The following is a 21228-nucleotide window of genomic DNA, read 5'->3' as shown; positions in this document are numbered from 1 at the left end:
TTTGGGTTTTCTGCTTGCGTTGTATTTCTACAGCTTAAATAATCGATAAAATAGGTGAGCGAAAGTTTGAAAGAGTAAATACTTATTAAAGAGATATGTACTTTTTGTAAGATTTCTTTTAACAAGCTTTTATGTTTCTGCACTGGTCGTGAAATAAGTTTTAAACGAATAATAAGCTATCTGTAAATTCTTGTTTATATTTACCCTTTAAATATTTTAAATGAAAGCATTAGTAATATCGGGAGGAGGAAGTAAAGGTGCGTATGCAGGTGGCGTAGCTCAATATTTAATGCAGGAGGAAGGTCGTGAATACGATTTGTTTTTAGGAACATCTACCGGAAGTTTGCTTGTGCCTCATTTAGCTGCAGGTAAAATTGATAAAATTTATGATGTTTTTACTAATGTGAAACAGAGTAATATTTTTAGTATTAATCCTTTTGTAATGCGCAAAAAGGAAGGGCGAGATTATGTTACTATTAACTACTTTAATACGTTACTACAGTTTATAAAGAGTAAGAGGACTTTTGGTGAGAGTAAAGCGCTTAAACGCTATTTAAAAAGGCATTTTACCAAGGAAGAATTCGACTTAATTAGAGCAACTAAAGAAGATGTTGTGGTTACGGTTTCGAATTTATCAAAAAATAGAGTAGAGTATAAGTCTATAAAAGATTTTAGTTACGACGAGTTTTGCGAATGGATATGGATTTCCTGTAATTATATTCCGTTTATGTCTTTGGCTAAAGTTGATGGTTTTGAGTATGCCGATGGTGCTTTTGGCTGTGTTGTGCCAATAAGAGAAGCTATTTTACGTGGTGCTACCGAAATTGATGCAGTAATTTTAGAATCGGAAAATATGGAGTACAACAAAGTACTTGGTAAAAACCCATTTTCGTTAATGCTTAATTTATTTGGGCATTTATTAGATCAGGTAGAACGTAGTGATATTACTATTGGTAAGCTGGCTGCAAAATATAGAAATGTGCAACTTAATTTATATTATACGCCATCTAAACTTACCGAGAATTCTTTAATTTTCAATAAAAAACACATGACAGTTTGGTGGAAACAAGGTTTCGATTATGCTAAGAGTAAAAGCTTGGAGGCACGCTCTAATGAGTTGCGCCAAGATATTTTACCATAAATCGGAAACTTCTTCTTTAATATAAGATAAGGCCGCATCGGTTGGTGCTAAACGGTCCATCATTTCGGTTAAAACAACTTCTCGTAATTTATTTGCTGTGTCGGTTTTTTCCAATAAACTCGCTTTTCTAATAAGTTGAATAGTTGCATTTTTAGATGCTGTAATAATGTTCCAACATTTATCGGTTATATAAATTTGTTGCGATAAGTTATGCTCAAATTCTTGCTCTATACTTTGTATTAACAAAGATTCGTAGTTTTCTTTATTAGAAGATGTTGGCGCTATACGTATTAGTAGTTTTGATGGTGTAATGCGCTCTAAAAAAATAGCCATACGTTCGTAAGCTTGTAAGCGAAGTGGTAAGGCGTGTACTTGCATGTCTTTTTTTAGTAAAAAACGTCTACGACCATCTTCATTTTTGGTATGTTCTTTAAAAAAATAAAAAGCTATTAGTCCCGTAATTATAGATGGGACTGTATACATAATTAGGTTTAAAACTTGTTCTTCCATAGGTTTAATAATACTCTTACAAACATAAGGTGTTTTTTTATAAAAACATAAATTTTCTAATGGTTGAATGAAATAGCTCTTTCATCGAATCAAAACTTCATCTCCGTAAATGCGTCTGTAAAACTCTGCATATAGATGTTATTTTGCAATAGCTATTAGTTATTTCAACCTAAAACTCTTTAAACATATTTTTCTGAAATAAGGATGACATTTTTAATATGTTATCTATATAAGAGAGAAGTATAACGAGTTAGCATATAATTTTTAAGAAAAAAATAACGAGATGTATCCAGAACTATTCACTTTTGATTTACCAGTGTTTTTATCAAATCTATTGGGTGTAAAACATGTTACCGTCTACTCTTATGCTTTTTTAATAGCATTAGGAACTTTAGCCGCAGCTATTTATACCAGATGGAGCGCTAAAAGAGAACTAGGTATCACTAATATTTCTAATACATTTTTTTATCTCATTTTTATAGCGGGGTTTGTTGGCGGAAAGTTGTTTTTCTATTTACAAGATCCGTTGCTTTACACACAAAATCCTGGTTTAATGTCTGATAATTTTTCGGGAGGTTTTGTATTCTATGGTTCATTTGTAGTCATTATTCCATATATCATTTGGTATTTAAAAAAGCAGAAGATACCGGTTTTACCAATGCTAGATATTTTTGCGATTACGACAACTATTGTACATTCTATAGGCCGATTAGGCTGTTTTAGTGCAGGATGTTGTTATGGAGCTCCAACAACTGGTAGCTCTGGTTTAATATTCCCAACAACACATGGTGCGTCTGTACATCCAACACAATTGTACGAAGTATTATTATTGGTCTGCATTATGCTAACATTATTAATGGTTAAAAAACACAAACAATTTAATGGGCAAGTTTTCTTAATCTATTTAATGCTTTATGCTTTAGGTCGTGGTATTCTAGAGTTTTTTAGAGGAGATGATAGAGGGTTTATTATAGAAAATGTGCTTTCGCATTCGCAATTTATCGGCTTATGCCTTATTTCAATTTCAGCTTATTTCTACTATAAATATTATAAACAAACAGATTTAAAAACAATTAATATATAACATTATGAAAAATCGATTTTTAAAAATAATATTACCAATTATGTTATTAGTAACCGCTGTATTTATAATAGGTTCCGGCTGTAGTATTGGTGGTACTGCCGAATATAATTATTGGCCAGACTTAGATCAAGATGGCTTTGGCGACTCATCAGTAAATGCTGTTTCTTATACATCTGGTGATGAACCTGCAGATTATGTGTTAGACAATACAGATTGCGATGATGCCAACGCCAATATTAATCCTGGAGCTACAGAGATTCCAGATAATCTTATAGACGAAGATTGTAATGATTTACATGCCATTACTTTTTATTATGATAATGATGGTGATGGTTTTGGAAACCCAGATGTGTCCGAAGTTATTGAAGTTGTTTTATGGGAAGATACTCCAGAAAACTTTGTTACAAATAGTGCAGATTGTAATGATAAAGATCCAAACGTAAACCCAATTGCAGACGAAATTGCTAGTAATGATATAGATGATAATTGTAATGGAATAACAGATAAAGATGATATACTTTATGTAGATGATGATGGCGATGGTTACGGTTCTCAGGTACAAGCAGAAAAAGAGGGGGTTTATAATGCCTTAGATTGTGATGATACTAATAGTGAAATACATCCGTATGCTTTAGAAATTAAGGATGGTATTGATAATGATTGTGATGGAATAGTAGATGAAGTTTCTTAAATAATTAAAAAAAAATAAATTAAAGGGGTAACAATTTCTTAGTTGCTTTGATATAAGGGAAATGTATAATAAATATAAAAACAAATTAACAATTATGAAAACAACTATCAAAACGCTTTGTCTACTGGTTTTAACACTAGTTTTATTTAACTGTGATAATGATGATGGCAATGCAGATAATCAAGATGAATGTAATTTTGCTGGGTTTACTTTTTTAGACACTTCAGATAATACACAAACATTAATTAACGAAGCAGATTTAACTACAGATTTCTTTTACACATCATCAAATGGGCCAGAAGTAGAAATATATAAATCTAGCGACCCAGGGAATTTTTGGTTTGTAACATTAGTGGTAACAGACGGAGCAACTGGAGTAGGACAATTAAGTGTTAATGGTACAATCTATAATGTAAATGTTGCTTGCCAGAGAGCGGGTAATGCTATTGGTGAAGAATTTAGATATGATATTACAGCAAGCGGATTAGAAGCCGAATACTGCGTAATTATCGATTTATATCATTAATAAGATTCAATAAGAAATAAAGATGAAAACAATAAAAGCACTTTTAGTACTTCTTACTATTTCAATGTATAGTTGTGATAATAATGATGATGCTCAAACAGATCCAGTAAACCCAACAGATGGTTTTACACATAATGGCACATTTTACGAAACGGCCAATGCTTATTTTGAAGTAGATGAAGATAATAACCCTCCAGATCAATACAACTTTTTCTTTATTGATGGGCGTATGGCAGATGGCGATTCTAGCACGGGAGCGCCAGCAGATGCGAACGAGTATATATTTACATTAAACACGTCTAACTTTGTGTTCTTTAATTTAACAGTTGAAGATAATCCAAGCTTAGCAAATTCCGCACCTACTGCAGGAAATACGTATGTCGGTGATCTTTATCATGCAACAATTAATTCAACTCCAGATACTGTGATAGTAGAAAATTATATAGGTGCTTTTGAGTCTTTAAGTACGCCTTATTTTATTGATGGAGTTGAGTATGGAAATCCATCTTCAGATGATTATACTAATGCTCAAGGTCCAGGAAATGCTACACCTACATTAACGGTAAATGCCATTAATATTGATACCATCAACCCTGAAGAAAGTACAATTAATGTAGATTATGTTTATGTAAATTATCTTGGAGAAACATTTACAGGACATTATGAAGGCACATTAGGTGTTTTTCAAGATTAATAATAAATAAGAATGAATTCAATTTTAAAATCAATAAGCCTAGCTGTTATATTGTTATTAATATACAATTGTAGTAATGATGATGCATTAACGTCTACAGGTAATACCGATGAGTATTTTAAATATACCGTTAATAACGGAGTAGAAAGAGTTTTCGATTCGCAAGCTAAAGGTTGGTTTACTTCAAATACTAATTCCGTATACCAAAAGTTCTTTTTTAGAGCAGGTGCTGAAACAGCGTCAGGATCAAGCCCGATTATAGATGGAAGTTTTACTTTTCAAGATTTCAGCACGTTTACATCTACTACTAATTTTGGTTGGGGAGTTTCAGATGGTGTTACTAGTAATTTTTATTTTACAGATGTTTTTGCAGGAAATATGTTTATTTCTAGTACAACAAATTTGCCAAGCACACCTATTATGTGCACAGTTACAGCACATCCGGTAATTGTTGGTGATTATATAGAATTCACCTTTTCTGGAGATTATATTGATGCATTAGATCCTACAATTCAAGGTTATGTAGAAGGTGAAGGTAGAGTATTACGAGAAATGGATCAATAAATACTTAAAACCCTTACTTTTGTTTTAATCACTTAAATGAAATACTATTGAAATATAAAAAACTCTATATCGCTTTATTACTTATTTCGATATGGAGTTTTTCCTTTTCACAACAATTTACAAATTACACTACCGATGATGGTTTGCCAAGTAACCATATTTATAAAATAGCCCAAGATCAAAAAGGTTTTTTATGGTTTGCTACGGCTAAAGGTTTAGTTAAATACAATGGCAATACTTTTAAAGTGTTTACTACTAAAGATGGTTTGGCAAATAATGATGTTTGGGGAATTTTCCCAACACCAGACAATAAACTGTGGTATTTATCTAAATCATCAAAATTAGGTTACATAGAAAATGATAGTGTATACGGTTTTGAGAGTGAACAAAAAGGAGAAATTTTTAGTCCAATATTTTCAAGTCAAGTTGATAACTCTATTATTTTAACTGGATCTAATAAGTTCCATATTTTAAAAGGTGAAAAATGGCATAACCTAACAGATTCTAAAACAGAAGATTTAATAAGAGTGGCTTATGTTAAGCATGCTAAGGTTTCCAGTTTTACAACAAATACAGCTAAAGACTCTATTTTTATTAGAGATAAAAATAAGACTGTTATAGAGGGGTTTGAGTTTAAAGATGTACTTGAAAACAAGAATGTAAGAGGCCAGATTACTGATAGTTTATTTTATTGGGTGAATAATAAAGAATATGCTTTTCTCAATTTAAATACTTTAAAGTTATACAGAAGAAATTTTAAAAATGAGATTAATATTGAAACCTCTAAATACGTAAGGATTAATCTTATTAATAATCGTTTACAAATTTCAGGAGCCAGCTTTGTAGGTATGCTAGATCCCGATTTTTACATCACCAATACCTATTATATTCCGAATAAATTAAAAGCACATTTTGGTTTTTATGATAAAGTAGGGTCTATTTGGTTAAGCACATTTACAAATGGTATTTACCACTTACCTAAAGAAAAACAACAAGTTAAATATTGCTTATCTACAGAAACCGTAAGTGATATTAGTTATGTAAATGATAAAATAATTGCCAATGTTTTTGATAAAGGATTTTATAAATATGATGATACTAAAAAAGAGTTTGTTCAATTTATAGCAGAGGACGATTATATTTTTGATGCGTCTTATATTAAAGCTTTAGACGCAGAATATTATCTATCTAAATCAAGTGTAATAATCGCGAAAAACAATAAAATTGAGAAGCTCGATTTTTTAAACAATGTCAACGATATTAATGATAAAATTAGGCAATTAGTTTATCATGACGATTATTTTTATACAAGGTTTGCATTTGGAATGAATAAAATAAACCCAAATAATTACAGTATTGAAACACAATATAACCAACAAGGGATTAATCAAATATTTCTGTTCAATCAAAAGCTTTTAGTTGCTACATCTAGTGGTTTAAAAGAGTTTATAGATGAAGAATTTCAATCTATACTATTTACCAATCAAGATTTAAATAAGTCTATTTTAAACCTGAAAGCAGTTTCAGAAGACGACATTTTAATAAACACAGATGGTTTTGGCGCTTACATTTCAGATTTAAAAACCATAAAGCAGCTTCCTGGTTCCGAATTTCAAATTGTAAATAATGCCTTTATTGAAGATAATATTATTTGGTTGGCAACAGAGTCTGGTATATTAAAATACACAAAAAGTAATGGAGATTTTAGTCTGCAATTGGTCATAGATAAAAACAACGGATTATCCTCTAACAGTGTGAGTAATGTTATTGTTTACAAAAATCAATTAATGGCGAGTACAGACAAAGGGATTGTAATTTTACCTAAAGATGTAAAAAACGAAACCCATTTGTTAGATGTTTATATAGATAAGGCTACATATAATAAAAGAGATATTTTAGCAGATTATTCTGTTTTTAAATATCAAAAAAATAATAATTTAAATTTCAATATATCGCATATTGATTTTTCGTCGGGATACGATGTTTTTTCATATAAATACAAATTAAAACCTATTCAAAAAGATTGGGTAACAACAACTACTAATAATTTTAGTTTTAATAATCTTCAACCCGGAAAGTATACGCTGCATATCGATGCCGGTAGTGCGAAAAAACAATTGAGCTTCACTATTAAGCCTTTGTGGTGGCAAGCCATTTGGGTAAAAGCGTTCATGGTGTTGTTAAGTATATTTCTTATTGTATTAATTTCTAGATTTTTTGTAAAACGTTCACAATTCAAAAGAAATCAACAAATATATCAAGACAAGCGTTTGTCAGAATTACAGTTAAAAGCACTAAGGTTTCAAATGAATCCTCATTTTGTTTTTAATTCCTTATCGGCAATACAGTACTATATAGGTGAAAATAATTTTGAAGCTTCGGAAACATATTTGGTGAAATTCTCAAAACTTATTCGTCAATTTTTCGAGTTATCTAAAGAAAACGAAATTTCTTTAGCAACCGAAATTAGCGTGCTTAATAACTATTTGGAGATTGAGAAGCTTCGGTTTAAAGAAAAGCTAAATTTCACTATCAATATCGATGTAAAATTAGATAAAGAAAGTATTACCATACCAACGATGTTATTGCAGCCTATTGTAGAAAACGCAGTGAATCACGGAGTTTTTAATAAAATGGATAATGGTTTAATTACGCTCAATTTTGTTTATATCAGTCCGCTCACTTTTAAGGTTGAAATTATTGATGATGGAGTTGGGTTTGTTAACACCAAAAAAAGGACACACAAGGAAGTTAAATCTTCAAATGTTTTAAAAGATAGATTACACTTTTTAAATTCTTCGGAAAAATGGAACATAAGTTATAGCAAAGAAGAAATGTATCCAGATCGAGAAGATAAAGGGAATAAGTCGATATTTATAATTGAAAAAAATAAATAATGGATAGTATAACGGCGATTTTGGTAGACGATGAAATTTCAAACTTAAAAGGTTTACAACGCAAGATTGAAAAACTATTTCCTGTTATTAAAATTTCGGGTGCTTTTCAAAAACCAGAAGAAGCCATAGTCGCAATAAATAAAGAAGAACCGCAAATTTTGTTTCTAGATATAGAAATGCCTAGAATGAATGGTTTCGAACTGCTAGCTCAATTAAAAAACGTCAATTTCCAGGTCATTTTTGTAACAGCGTATAGTGAATATGCTATTGAAGCTTTTAAAAAATCGGCCATAGATTATGTTTTAAAGCCGGTAGATAATGAAGATTTGGTTAACGCTGTAAATAAGGCTTTAGACTTAATTAAGTTAAAGAATGAAAGTGATAACAACTCTAAGCTGGTTAGTTTATTAGAAGAAAACATAGCGAACAATAACAAAATTGTGGTGCCTACTAAAAAAGGCGTTTCATTTATCCCTCAAGATGAGGTTTTACATTTAGAAGGTTATGATGGGTATACTAAAATTCATTTAATAGATAAAACAACCATAATGAGTTCGTATAATTTAGGGAAATTTCAAAAGCTATTAAATTCAAAATTTTTCAAATGCCACAAATCTCATATTATAAATTTAGAAAAAGTACGACATTTTGAAAATGAGGGTTATGTGGTTTTAGATAATACCTACCGTGTGCCTATTTCAAAAGCAAATAGAAAGGCATTTTTAAGTTTATTTAAATAAATTCAAAAAATAGGGTAACAAAAAATAAGGTAAATGTATATAAGTGTATAAGCAATAAAATTCGAACACTTAAACATTTAAATTATGAAAATAGTAAGCAAAAATTTTAGATTTATCCTTAGCCTAGTTATAGTGCTAAGCACATTATTTACGTCATGCAACCCAAATGATAGTAACGATTCTTCTTTAGATCCTGGAGAAAACAACGAAGCCACTTTAGATTTAGGCTCTAGTATTCAAAGAGATTTTATGGGAAGAATTGTTGATGAAGCAAATTTACCTTTAGAAAATGTAAACATTACAATAGGAGGTAAAGCGGCTTCTACAGACGAAAACGGAATGTTTATTATTAATAATACCGATGTAAACCAAAATCAAGCATTTATTACAGCCGAAAAATCGGGTTATTTAAAAGGTATGCGAGCGGTAGTGCCAACTTCTGGTACAAACCAAATTAAAATTATGCTGGTTGCAGAGCATTTAGCCGGTACAGTGGCTTCTGGAAGTAATAGTGAGGTTTATTTAGCCAATGGAACAAAAGTAAGTTTTGATGGTGATTTTAAAGATGAAAACGGAAACGCATACTCAGGGAATGTTAAGGTATTTGTATATCACCTAGACCCAGCTAATCCTGATGTGGAAGATTTAATGCCAGGAAGTTTACAAGCTCAAAACTCTAATGGACAAGAGCGTGTTTTAGAAACTTACGGTATGATAAATGTTGAATTAAAAGGAGATTCTGGAGAAAAATTAAACATAGCAGATGGTAGTTTTGCACAAATTGAATTACCTGTAGATCCTGCTCAAATAAGTGTAGCGCCAGCAAGTATACCGTTATGGCATTTTGATGAGGTTAATGGCTATTGGATAGAAGATGGTGCTGCTACATTAGTAGGAGGAAAGTACGTAGGTGAAGTTGCTCATTTTTCTTGGTGGAACTGCGATGCTCAATTTCCAACAGTAAACTTGTGCTTAAATATTGTAGACAATGCTAATAGCCCTATTTCTAATGTAAAAGTGGAGTTATGGAGAACTGGTGCTATTTATCCAAGAACTGGTTATACTAATGGAGACGGCGAAATTTGTGGATTAATACCTGCAAATGAAGTATTAACATTAAAAGCCTTTAATCAATGTAGCGATTTAGAGTATACTACAACAATAGGTCCTTTTTCTTCAGATACTAATTTAGGTGATATTGTACTAACTTCGGTTGTTTCTTCAACTATTACAGGGAGTTTGGTAGATTGTTCTAGTGTTAACGTAACAAACGGATATGTAGTTTTAGACTATGGTAATTTCTACGCAACATCTCAAGTAACAAATGGTTTGTTTTCATTTTCAGTATTACAATGTGCTTCTGTTCTTGATTTTACGTTAGAAGGTGTAGATTATGATAGTTTTCAAACAACAAATGAGTTAACATTCAATTTTACAAATAGTAATGTTGGTAATATTATAGCGTGTAACACTATAACAGAATACGTTAGTATACAGGTAGATGCTAATCCAGTAGATTATTACGTTATAGGTATAGATGCAAATGCATATCAGCAAGGAACAGGTTTTACTATAAATGCAAAATCGAACACCGGACCTATTACCGATTGGTTTTATATTGGAATCGATACAATAACGCCTGGAAATTATGCTTTTTCTCAATTTGGTTTTGAAGCAGGGAATGTAGACTTAGATTATAATGTCGCTAATAGTTTACAGCTAAACTTGGCGAGCTATGGTAATGTTGGTGATTATATTGATGCAACCATTAACGGAACCTATACAGATTTATCAGGAAACATAAGAACCCTTTCAATAACAATACATGTATTAAGAGATAATTAATGAGATCTTGATCCTAAAATTAAAAAGCCATTTCTTTTAAAGAAATGGCTTTTTTTTTATTTTACGCCTCCTAGATATTTACAATCTTTTAGGCTTTGCATCCCGTTGAAAGGGACTTTTGTTTTCTCGTACATATACGTACGGCTGAGGTCTTTTGCGAGGTCGTTACCATCGATATTAATTTCTATATCGGTCATTTTAAACTGGCAAGGATGTTCGTAACCCGCAGCGTGAGTAATTTCTATTAATTCTTTTCTAAATGTTTTGTAATACTGTGCCAAACGTTGTGCTTTTAATTCTGGATTGATACCATTTTGCAACCATTTATTTTGTGTAGCAATACCGGTAGGGCAGCGGTTAGTATGGCAAACTTGCGCTTGTATACAGCCAATACTCATCATAGACTCTCTGGCAACATTTATACAATCTACACCCATAGCGAATGCCATAGCTGCTTTTGCCGGAAAACCTAATTTTCCACTACCGACAAATACAATTCGCTCGCTTAATCCTTTGTCTTTAAAAAGTTTATATAAATCCGAAAAACCATAAACCCATGGTAGTGATACGTGATCGGCAAAACTTGGAGGTGCAGCACCAGTACCACCTTCACCACCATCTACGGTAATAAAATCTGGTCCTTTACCTGTTTTTTGCATAATATCTGCAAGCTCTTTCCATTGGTCTAATTTACCAATAGCTGCTTTTATACCTACAGGTAAACCTGTAGCTTCGGCAATTTTTTCGATAAACTCTACCATTTCTGGTACGTTAGAAAAGGCCTTGTGGTTTGGAGGAGAAAGCACATCTTTCCCTATTTCAACATGGCGAATTTCAGATATCTCTTGAGTAATTTTTGCGCCTGGCAATACGCCACCTTTTCCTGGTTTTGCACCCTGAGAAAGTTTTATCTCTATGGCACGGATAAAAGGTTTTTTCTCTACCAACTCTACTAGTTTTTCTAAAGAAAATCCACCATCGGCATTACGCACACCAAAATAACCTGTTCCAAAATGAAACACAACATCACCACCATGACTGTGATAAGGTGATAAACCACCTTCACCTGTATTGTGGTAAGCATCGGCAAGCTTTATCCCTTTGTTCATAGACTCTACTGCTTTTGCAGAAAGTGAACCAAAACTCATGGCCGATACGTTTATAATAGAAGCAGGACGAAATGGTTTTCTTCGTTTATTGAATTCACCCATAACTTTGGCGCATGGTAAAAACGATTTGTCAATTTTATTAGGATGATTTTCGTCTTTAATTTCATGAGGCATCATGGCATTATTTACAAAAAAGTGCTGGTGTTGGAAAATATCTCTATCAGTTCCAAAACCTTCGTAGTTATTTTCGTTTTTTGCAGAGGCATAAATCCAGCCACGTTCAATTCTATTAAACGGTAATTCTTCTCGGTTATTTGCTACGAAATACTGGCGCATTTCTGGCCCTATACTTTCCAGCCAATAGCGTAAATGCCCTACAATAGGGAAATTATGACTTATAGTGTGGTGCTTTTGCAATACATCACGAATAGCTACAATGGCTAGTGCTATTAGTACCCACACCCACCATGAAATTGTTCCGAGAAAATCTAACATATGTTTTTTTTATTTGAATAACTTAGACGTAAAGATATTTAAAACTTAAATATTTAAGTGAATTGTTCATAATTTTTAATAATTCCGACTTAGAAAATGCTGAACAATGGTTAATTTCACGCTTTAAAATGAATTAGGATTTGAAAAAGGATTTAGAGAGGGAATTACAGGAGCAATTAGCTAAGTTAAACGAGGCTCAATTAGCTCCAACCATACAAAAGGATGGCCCTATGATAGTTATTGCCGGCGCAGGATCGGGAAAAACACGTGTGCTTACTTTTCGTATAGCATATTTAATGAGTCAGGGTATTGATGCGTTTAATATTTTGTCGTTAACCTTTACCAATAAAGCGGCAAAGGAAATGAAAGAACGTATTGCTACTATTGTAGGAAATAGCGAAGCGAAAAACCTATGGATGGGAACCTTTCACTCGGTTTTCGCTAAAATTCTACGTATGGAAGCCGATAAACTAGGCTACCCGTCAAATTTCACTATTTATGATACTCAAGATTCCGATAGATTAATTTCTTCTATTATTAGAGAAATGGGTCTAGATAAAGATCTTTATAAATACAAGCAAGTACGTTCTAGAATTTCATCTTACAAAAACAGTTTAATTACCGTTCGTGCATATTTTCAGAACCCCGAATTGAAAGAAGCCGATGCTATGGCACGCCGACCAAGAATGGGAGATATTTACAAAGAATTTGTAGATCGCTGTTTTAAAGCTGGTGCCATGGATTTTGATGATTTATTATTGAAAACTAACGAGCTTTTAACCCGTTTTCCGGAAGTGTTAGCAAAATATCAAAACCGATTTAGATATATTTTGGTTGATGAGTATCAGGATACAAACCACTCGCAATATTTAATAGTGAGAGCGTTATCTGATAAGTTTCAAAATATTTGTGTGGTTGGGGATGATGCGCAAAGTATTTATGCCTTCCGTGGTGCAAATATTAGTAACATTTTAAATTTTCAGAATGATTATGATGATGTTAAGGAATTTAGACTAGAGCAAAATTACAGATCTACAAAAAATATTGTAAACGCAGCAAACTCCATTATTGATAAAAATGAAACTAAACTAGATAAAGTAGTTTGGACAGCCAATGATGAAGGACCAAAAATAAAAGTAAACCGATCGCTTACTGATGGAGATGAGGGGCGTTATGTTGCGAGTACCATTTGGGAAACTAAAATGAACGAGCAGTTACCAAATAGTGATTTTGCTATTTTGTATCGTACTAATGCACAATCCCGTTCTATAGAGGATGCTTTAAGAAAGCGTGATATTCCTTATAGAATTTATGGTGGTTTATCTTTTTACCAAAGGAAAGAAATTAAAGATGTTTTAGCTTATTTAAGGTTAATTATTAACCCTGCCGATGAGGAAGCTTTAAAACGAATTATAAACTTCCCAGGCCGTGGTATTGGCCAAACTACTGTAGATAAATTGATTGTTTCGGCCAATGGCTACAAACGCTCTATTTTCGAGGTGATGAAAAATATCGATAAAACCGATGTTAAAATCAATGCAGGAACAAAAACTAAGCTTAAGAACTTTGTTACTTTAATAGAAACGTTTCAGGTATTAAATGAAACGGCCGATGTTTTTGAGTTAGCAGAATACGTAACACGAACAGCAGGTATTATTACCGAATATAAAAAGGATAATACGCCCGAAGGTGTTGTTAAAATTGAAAATATAGAGGAACTTATCAATGGTATGAAGGATTTTGTGGAAGGCCAAAAAGAAATAGCCGATACCACAGGTAATTTAGCCGAGTTTCTAGAAGATGTAGCCTTGTCTACAGATATGGATTCCGATAAAGGTGATGCCGATCACGTTGCTTTAATGACGATTCACTTAGCAAAAGGGTTAGAGTTTCAGCATGTATTTATTGTTGGTTTAGAGGAAGATTTATTCCCAAGCGCCATGAGTATGAATACGCGTAGCGAACTCGAGGAAGAACGCCGTTTGTTTTACGTAGCCTTAACACGTGCCGAAAAACAAGCGTATTTAACCTATGCTTTATCGCGATACCGTTGGGGTAAATTGGTAGATTCTGAGCCGAGTAGATTTATAGAAGAAATAGATGAGCAGTATCTTGATATTGTAACGCCTATAGAAGAGCGCAGGTTTAACCCTATGCTAGATTCTAAAATATTTGGTGATGTTTCAGAAAATAAACCTACAAGTTCTGGGAAAATAAGATTTAAGCCGGCAAAACAAGCCGTACTTAAAAAAGGAGGACCAACAAAATCTTCTTCTGATAAGTTCCAGGTGACTACACCTAAAAATTTAAAGCCTATGGCTAAAACCAGCAATGATACTAACTTATTTGATAGTAAATTGGCTGTTGGTAATATTGTAAAACATATTCGTTTTGGTACAGGTGAAGTAAAGAAAATTGAAGGAACAGGTGCCGATATTAAAGCCGAAATTAGTTTTCAGCATGGAGGTACTAAAAAATTATTACTACGTTTTGCTAAACTAGATGTTATTGGTTAACCGTTTATTTAAACAATTTGAAAAAGCCTTTTAAGTCCTCTTAAAAGGCTTTTTTATGTTTATAATTCGTTAAAATTATCCTAACAGCGCATGTTATTTTGTTATTTAGCATCTAAAGTTAAAACAATAGAAAAACAAATAGATATGAGAATTCTTTTAGTATTAGTATGCATATTAAGCTTTAGTTTTATTTATGCCCAACCAGGTGGTGGCGGACAAGGTGGCCCTCCAGGTGGTGGCAGAAGTATGAGCAGTAGCCAAGAACGCCCAAAAATGGTAGAGTTTAATGCGGCTAAAGTAGCAGGTATTTTTAATTATGATGATGAAGCTGCTATTAAGAAGATTAAAATTAAGAAAAAACATAAAGATTTAACTTTAAAGGTGCGTAAGGCAATCGAGAAGTATAATATTCGTGTTAACGAAATTGCACTTTTAAACAAGGATAATTTTGATACTCTAAATGTATATGTTAATGCAAAAATGAAAGCAATGCAATCTAGTCGTGGTCAGAACCAAAGTGGTTCTAGAATGGATAGAAGCGATACCTCTTCTAATGACTCTAAAGACGATCCGGAGCGTGCTAAAATTAAACAAAAAATTGATCCTGCTAAAAAAGAAGTTAAAGTTGCCGAAGGAAAATTAAACACGCATTTGGAATCTATTTTAAGCGAAAAGCAATATGGCAAATGGCTTAAATATCAAGCAAAAGTAAAATCGGAATTAATTGAAGAACCAGAATCGAATAATAATAGTGATTCGGGAATGTCTCGTGGCGGCGGACAAGGTGGCCCTCCAGGTGGTGGCATGCGTTAATAAAATAAGTATAGAATAAAAAAAAAGGCTAAAATTCAAAATTTGAATTTTAGCCTTTTTTAGTTTATAAGTTATCTATGGTAAATGCTTTTATTTTGGTCCACGTATCTATAAACTCTATTCCGGTCCAGCCGTGTCCAGCTTCGGGATAAAGGGTGTACTCGTGGGTAACGTTAAGTTTAGATAGTTTCTCGTTTAAATCTGCTCCTTGGCTTATTGGTATCAATGGATCTTGTCCGCCATAAAACAAAATAGTTGCAGGTGCATTAGCTGTTACTTGGTGTAACGGACTTACTTCTTCTAAATATTCTACGGTAGGATCTTCTCCAAACAAGGTTAAAAAAGCATCTAATTCACTACTTTCTTCTGCTGCTAAAGCAAAATTAGGATCGGTTAAATTTGTTGGACCAACAATACTACAAACCATATTGGTTTTTTGTAAGGTATCAAAACTATAAGCCCATAATAAGGCTAAATGCCCACCAGCGCTTGCTCCAATAAACCCAAGCTGATCGGAAATAGAAAGCTTTATTTGGTTCGTTTTTAAATATCTAATTACCGTGCTAATATCATTAGTTTGCATTGGGTAAGGCTTGTTATTGCTATCTGCCAAACGGTAGTTCATATTCACTATGGCTACATCTGGAAAGTCTTGAATTAAAAGTGTTTTTAACGGATCCATTTCTGCTTTATCACCAGCAGACCAACCACCACCATGTATTAATATTATAATTTTAGTATCTACGGTTCTATCGGCAGGCAGGTATAAATCAAAAGTTTGATTCTCATCATCACCATATACTATATCTAACTCTTCGTACTCCAAAGTCGTGTCTAAGATATCAGCTGTGGCAATAGGTTCTATTTTTTCTGAGCAGCTTAAAATAGTTATAACCGCCAAGAGGTTTATGGATAAAATTTTAAGAAATTTCATATAAATAATGTTTTTTGTAAAAGCTTTAATTGAAGTATTTTAAACTACTTCATTATATGTTAAAAATAATATTTACTTTGTAGCGTTAAATAATGTAACGCAAGATAGTTATTATGGCTGAATTTTTAAGAATTTATGAGGAGAACCCAAATCCAAAACAGATTGAAAAAGCAGTCGCTATTTTGAAACGCGGCGGACTCATAATCTACCCAACCGATACTGTTTATGGTTTAGGTTGTGATATTACTAACGTTAAAGCTTTAGAGAAAATTGCACGTATTAAAGGTGTTAAGCTCGAAAAAGCTAACTTTTCGTTTGTTTGTCACGATTTAAGTAATATTAGTGATTACGTAAAGCAAATTGATACGTCTGTTTTTAAAATACTTAAACGTGCGCTTCCTGGGCCTTATACATTTATTTTACCAGGTTCTAAAAACTTACCAAACCCGTTTAAAAAGCGAAAAACAGTTGGTATTCGTGTGCCAGATAATGCTATTGCGCTCGATATTGTGAAGCTTCTAGGAAACCCGATTATATCAACATCTATACATGATGAAGATGCTGTTTTGGAATATACCACAGATCCAGAATTAATTTTGGAAAAATGGGATAACCTAGTCGATTTAGTAATCGATGGTGGTTATGGTGATAACGAGGCTTCTACAGTTATTGACCTTTCTGATGGTGAACCTATAATTGTTCGTGAAGGTAAGGGGAGTTTAGATATTTTTTAATTGATACTCTTTTTTAAAACTGGTACGTTTCTGTTAATTTAGAAATGATGTCTTTAATAGCTTTTTTCTTGGTTATGTTTTCTCTGTAATAGTCAATGTTCAATATTGGGTCTTTTTTAAGGTCGGCTTTATTGTACGGGTATTCTAATTTTTCTAGTATAGCACTTAGTGGTTCGTTGCTGAAACTTATTTTAACGTCTTTTACTTCCTGAGCCTCATCATTAGAATTCGTGGAATAAGAGAAACTCGAACCAAAACTAGTAACTTCATGTTTTCTTATGGATATGGCTGTATCATCAGTAGATTTTTCAATTTCTTCAATTATACATTTTTCTTTACCAGAATTACAGCTAAAAATAATAAACGCGATGAGAATTAAAATATAGTAGTTTTTTTTATGGTTTGAATTTTTCATGGGTTGGTGGTTTGTTTAGTTATTTTTCGTTTATTCTATATTCACATTTGATAGTCTGTAACTCTTTTTTTAGTTTTTATTCTTTTGAATATTCTTCGATTAATATTGATCCTGTAATTAAATTACCTGCAGCATCAAAAAAATGATTTTCTTTTCTGACGGTCAAAAGACTGTTATTATTTGATAAAATCATTTCATCGTATTTCTGACTTAAATTAGCTAAAACCATTCCAAAAGATACAATGCCAGATATTTGATAACTGTTTATTGAACTATAAGACCAATTTCCATCAGAAATCGATTGAACTGAATCGTAACACTCTCCGTTTATATCTTCATTAAATTTTGAGAAAGTATAACTTTGGTTGGAATAAAATATCATACGATTTCTTTCTTCACATTCAGAAAGTGGTTCTTCGGATATTAGGATTTCATTTAAATCAAGTATTGTTACGGATTCAAGTTTCCAGTTTCCAATTATTGGGTCTTGATTTCCTGAACTGTCAGCATTTGAACAGGATAAAATGATAAATCCAATTAAAAATCCAATCAATAACTTTAGTTTCTTCATTGGGTATAACTTGGGTTAAATTGTTTGTGACGTCTCGTGCAAGAAACGTAGGGCAGGTGATAAGCACTTCCGCTTCGGTTTATTACTTAGCTAAATATAAATATTTTGCTTTTATATTTTCTACTATAAACGCCAAATTTTATATTTAGCGGACTTCATTAATATGTACAGACCTTTCGGTTTATCACAAACGCCCTATGTTTTTTATACCTTGTTGGCAGTAGTTATTGCTTTTCATACTGTAATATATCAAATGTGCAATTATCATTATCAGCTTTCAGAAAATTGTCATTTTCTATATTTTCACCTAATGTTAAACGCATTAAATAACCAAAATTTTTACTTTCTCTTTCTAATTCATTTTTTCTTTTAAGTCCAATAATATCTAAGGAGTATATTCCTTCTTCAATTTCTAAACCAAGAGATGTATTATACTTCTCTAGAATTCCTTCAGGTCCACTTGGAGTTAAATCACTTTTTTCAGTTATGTTTTGCTTTATTAGACTTGATTCATATTCCATAAAATCAAAACTTGAAAAACACAATTTATTTTCTTTTCCAACTTCGATATAGAATCCATTGTATTCATACACTTTTAAATAATCTTTTGGAATATTCATTTCACTTTCATTTACAGAAACAAATAGTTCATACTCAAATGATGCTAATTGGTATATTGGAAGAATTTTTCCGTCTTTGATTGTTTGATGAAAGAACTCTTTATTTTTGTCAAAATATGATATGTATTTCTTTGCCCGACATTTCTTTAATTTTAAATAATCACAAAAAACGTCTGGTGAAAATATCATTATCCCATAACCATCTGCACTTAAATCTCCTATGTTTGTCATTTTTTTCTAATTACTGCCAACGTCTCGGCTATGGTTAGTACGGGAATTAAAAGTACTGAACTTTCGATTAAGCACTTAGCTAAAACTTTTTATTTTGTTTTATCTTTTTCTTTATGAAGCCAAATCTTTTTGATTTGGCGGACTTGCTTAAAAGCTCTAAACTTTGGGTTAAGCACCAAAACCCGTATTAATTATAGCCATTGTACCAGTAGTTCTTTATTTGTCAAAATAGTTATATCCGATTTTACTAACTGTCTCAATAATTTTTTCTCTATCAATAATTTCATGAATTATGATAACATATTCATCACTCTTAGTATCAATAAACCCTATTTGCTTTCCTTTTTTTCTTAAAGGTTTGTCAAAATCTTCAAATATATTATCAAAAGAGACAGATGTTCTGTCCGAATAATTATTTAAATCAGGTAATTCAACAAAGAGATTGAAATTGTTCTGTAATGAATTTTCTATTCTCCACTTTAATGTTTCCACATCTTGTTTCCAATCAAGAGACATAATAAAAAAGATATTATTGTTATCTAAATATTCCATTACAAAATTTAATGTAGTTAAATACTCTTCTTCGTTTGAAAAATCTTTTAAGTCCTCAAGAAAAGGAATTACTTTTTTTTGAACCTCTTTTGAACAACATAATTCTGATAACTCAATATAGCCTTCTTTTTCAATTTGCTTTAGTTTAGGTAATTCAGTAATTATTTGCTCTAAAGTTTTTTGAGTTTTAAGAGAATTAGAACTTTTCATCGATTCTTTTTTAGGAAACCATTTATTACCAGTAATAACATCTTTATTTATAATCCATATAACTAAAGGTACAATTCCCCAAAAAATCCAAATTTTTAACTCAAAGTTAATAAAGAGATAAATGAAAGAAGTTAAGAGAATAAATATAACTATATAAAATATTTTATTCTTGTTCATAGTGTTCTTGTATTACTGGTAACTACGGTATATGCGTACTTAATAAGAAGTAAAAATACAATTTCGAAAGCGGAACTCATAAAGAATTTTGTAATAATTAGGCTACTACGATGCTAAAATAAAAATCTCGCAGAGAGATACGAGCCAGGAGGTGTAATGAAAAGCCTTGTTAACTATAGCCCATCATTATCTATAGTTGATATTGAGTCTTTATTTTGATTTAATATTACCTTAACAGATCTAATTTCACCTTTTATATTATGTTGTTTTTTTAAGAACATAGTTTCAAAAAGTTCTGTTTTTTTTACAAAGGTAAGGCTGTCTAGTTTTTTATTGTAACAACTAAAGTAGAATGTACTGTTTTTAGGTAGGTTTAGTCTTGGAGCTAAAAGTGATTTAATTCCTTGAAATTCTAGTTTTTGTTCTTGAAGTTCTTTTTCTGTAAAAATGGCAATAGAATATTGTATTTCATCCAATAATGCTATTTCTTTTTCAGGCGTAGATCCAACTGCAGCAAACCATGATACCTCTCTTTCTTTTATTCGCTCTATTAAACGCTGTTTTGTTCTATCTGGATAATAATGAAGTTCTATAACTTTATATTTGTTTACACTATCTTGTTCATTAACGTTTTTAATGCGTATTTCACTACCTAATTTGTTTTGAAAAACATTAGTAAGAAATTCATTTCCTTTTCCTCTGTTAATAAAAATATTGAACCCTAAACTATCTATCTTTTCTTCGAATTCATTTATATATTTAATGATTTTATTAGATTCTGCAATATGGTTTCTACCAATTTGGTAAGGATTGGTGTAATTACTACTATATTTTCTATTCGCCTGTATTAACGCAGAGTGTATTGTTGTTGTGTCGTTTGTATAGTATAGAATTGTGTTTATCTTGTTTGCTAGGTTACTTGTTAAATTATTGAGTTCTTCAACTTTATTATTTCTTGCTGTAATATGCTTATTTACTTCAGAAACGGGGCCTCCGTAATGAATCATTTCCATTTCTCTTTTAGCCTTGTAGTTATGAATCATTTCTTCAAAAGAATTGCCAAAGAGTTTCATTAAAATTAAGCCTACTAAAATGCTGTAAATGCCATATTTAAGAATAAGGAAGCCTATTTTTTCTGCTTTCATGGAGGTGAATGTGT

20 protein-coding genes are annotated in these 21228 nt (G+C 31.9%); 12 read left to right on the top strand and 8 right to left on the bottom strand.

The window, feature by feature from the left end; translation table 11 throughout:
• Positions 1 to 220 precede the first annotated feature (220 nt).
• Entirely contained in the window at positions 221 to 1141 is a 921-nt protein-coding gene (locus BM246_RS16505) for a patatin-like phospholipase family protein (protein WP_074939406.1), read from the top strand.
• Here BM246_RS16505 and BM246_RS16500 read toward each other — a convergent pair.
• Positions 1133 to 1651, bottom strand: coding sequence for a DUF7935 family protein (locus BM246_RS16500; RefSeq protein ID WP_074939404.1), 519 nt, complete (start codon positions 1649 to 1651; stop codon positions 1133 to 1135). The two genes, BM246_RS16505 and BM246_RS16500, sit on opposite strands and share 9 nt — an antisense overlap.
• A 283-nt stretch (positions 1652 to 1934) precedes the next feature.
• On the opposite strand from BM246_RS16500, the gene BM246_RS16495 reads away from it, so the two are divergent.
• The 8 genes from BM246_RS16495 (at position 1935) to BM246_RS16460 (ending at position 10692) form a co-directional block, all read left to right on the top strand.
• Positions 1935 to 2735: a prolipoprotein diacylglyceryl transferase gene (locus tag BM246_RS16495; protein WP_042500987.1), complete on the top strand. Its 801-nt coding sequence runs from the start codon at positions 1935 to 1937 to the stop codon at positions 2733 to 2735.
• Between the two features lie 40 nt (positions 2736 to 2775).
• Entirely contained in the window at positions 2776 to 3426 is a 651-nt protein-coding gene (locus tag BM246_RS16490; protein WP_074939402.1) for a putative metal-binding motif-containing protein, read from the top strand.
• Between the two features lie 94 nt (positions 3427 to 3520).
• Entirely contained in the window at positions 3521 to 3952 is a 432-nt protein-coding gene (locus BM246_RS16485; protein ID WP_042501023.1) for a hypothetical protein, read from the top strand.
• Positions 3953 to 3974: 22 nt separating this feature from the next.
• On the top strand, positions 3975 to 4646 hold the full coding sequence (locus BM246_RS16480; protein ID WP_042500992.1) for a hypothetical protein: 672 nt from the start codon (positions 3975 to 3977) through the stop codon (positions 4644 to 4646).
• Positions 4647 to 4658: 12 nt separating this feature from the next.
• Positions 4659 to 5210: a hypothetical protein gene (locus BM246_RS16475; protein WP_074939400.1), complete on the top strand. Its 552-nt coding sequence runs from the start codon at positions 4659 to 4661 to the stop codon at positions 5208 to 5210.
• 47 nt (positions 5211 to 5257) lie between these two features.
• Complete coding sequence (locus BM246_RS16470; protein ID WP_074939398.1) at positions 5258 to 8107, top strand: sensor histidine kinase; 2850 nt, start codon at positions 5258 to 5260, stop codon at positions 8105 to 8107.
• Entirely contained in the window at positions 8107 to 8847 is a 741-nt protein-coding gene (locus BM246_RS16465; protein WP_074939396.1) for a LytR/AlgR family response regulator transcription factor, read from the top strand. Before BM246_RS16470 ends, BM246_RS16465 begins: the two co-directional genes overlap by 1 nt.
• An 84-nt stretch (positions 8848 to 8931) precedes the next feature.
• The gene (locus tag BM246_RS16460) at positions 8932 to 10692 is read left to right on the top strand and encodes a hypothetical protein (protein WP_074939394.1); all 1761 of its coding nucleotides are present in this window, start codon (positions 8932 to 8934) and stop codon (positions 10690 to 10692) included.
• Positions 10693 to 10748: 56 nt separating this feature from the next.
• On the opposite strand, the gene BM246_RS16455 is transcribed toward BM246_RS16460, so the two are convergent.
• Positions 10749 to 12296 (bottom strand): FMN-binding glutamate synthase family protein, encoded by a 1548-nt coding sequence (locus BM246_RS16455; RefSeq protein WP_074939392.1) that lies wholly within the window; start codon positions 12294 to 12296, stop codon positions 10749 to 10751.
• Between the two features lie 230 nt (positions 12297 to 12526).
• Between BM246_RS16455 and BM246_RS16450 the strand changes: the two genes are divergently transcribed.
• Positions 12527 to 14812, top strand: a complete 2286-nt coding sequence (locus BM246_RS16450; protein ID WP_394363855.1) for an ATP-dependent helicase — start codon at positions 12527 to 12529, stop codon at positions 14810 to 14812.
• A 144-nt stretch (positions 14813 to 14956) separates the two neighbouring features.
• Entirely contained in the window at positions 14957 to 15625 is a 669-nt protein-coding gene (locus BM246_RS16445; RefSeq protein ID WP_139221915.1) for a hypothetical protein, read from the top strand.
• 64 nt (positions 15626 to 15689) lie between these two features.
• Here the strand turns inward: BM246_RS16445 and BM246_RS16440 are convergent, their stop codons facing one another.
• Positions 15690 to 16559, bottom strand: coding sequence for an alpha/beta hydrolase (locus BM246_RS16440; RefSeq protein WP_074939385.1), 870 nt, complete (start codon positions 16557 to 16559; stop codon positions 15690 to 15692).
• A gap of 113 nt (positions 16560 to 16672) precedes the next feature.
• Between BM246_RS16440 and BM246_RS16435 the strand changes: the two genes are divergently transcribed.
• Positions 16673 to 17293, top strand: a complete 621-nt coding sequence (locus tag BM246_RS16435; protein WP_042503747.1) for an L-threonylcarbamoyladenylate synthase — start codon at positions 16673 to 16675, stop codon at positions 17291 to 17293.
• A 13-nt stretch (positions 17294 to 17306) separates the two neighbouring features.
• On the opposite strand, the gene BM246_RS16430 is transcribed toward BM246_RS16435, so the two are convergent.
• The 5 genes from BM246_RS16430 to BM246_RS16410 all read right to left on the bottom strand — a co-directional run bounded on the left by BM246_RS16430 (position 17307) and on the right by BM246_RS16410 (position 21214).
• Complete coding sequence (locus BM246_RS16430; protein WP_074939383.1) at positions 17307 to 17708, bottom strand: hypothetical protein; 402 nt, start codon at positions 17706 to 17708, stop codon at positions 17307 to 17309.
• A gap of 76 nt (positions 17709 to 17784) precedes the next feature.
• On the bottom strand, positions 17785 to 18279 hold the full coding sequence (locus BM246_RS16425; protein ID WP_139221914.1) for a lipocalin family protein: 495 nt from the start codon (positions 18277 to 18279) through the stop codon (positions 17785 to 17787).
• Positions 18280 to 18503: 224 nt separating this feature from the next.
• Positions 18504 to 19130, bottom strand: coding sequence for a hypothetical protein (locus BM246_RS16420; protein ID WP_074939380.1), 627 nt, complete (start codon positions 19128 to 19130; stop codon positions 18504 to 18506).
• 216 nt (positions 19131 to 19346) lie between these two features.
• Positions 19347 to 20069 (bottom strand): DUF6630 family protein, encoded by a 723-nt coding sequence (locus BM246_RS16415; RefSeq protein ID WP_231961872.1) that lies wholly within the window; start codon positions 20067 to 20069, stop codon positions 19347 to 19349.
• Between the two features lie 173 nt (positions 20070 to 20242).
• A complete protein-coding gene (locus BM246_RS16410; protein ID WP_074939378.1) occupies positions 20243 to 21214 on the bottom strand; it encodes a hypothetical protein in 972 nt (323 codons plus the stop codon).
• Positions 21215 to 21228 lie beyond the last annotated feature (14 nt).

Source organism: Algibacter lectus, assembly GCF_900112395.1.
GTDB classification, from domain to species: Bacteria; Bacteroidota; Bacteroidia; order Flavobacteriales; family Flavobacteriaceae; genus Algibacter; species Algibacter lectus.
This window is presented reverse-complemented; position numbering and strand designations above follow the sequence as displayed.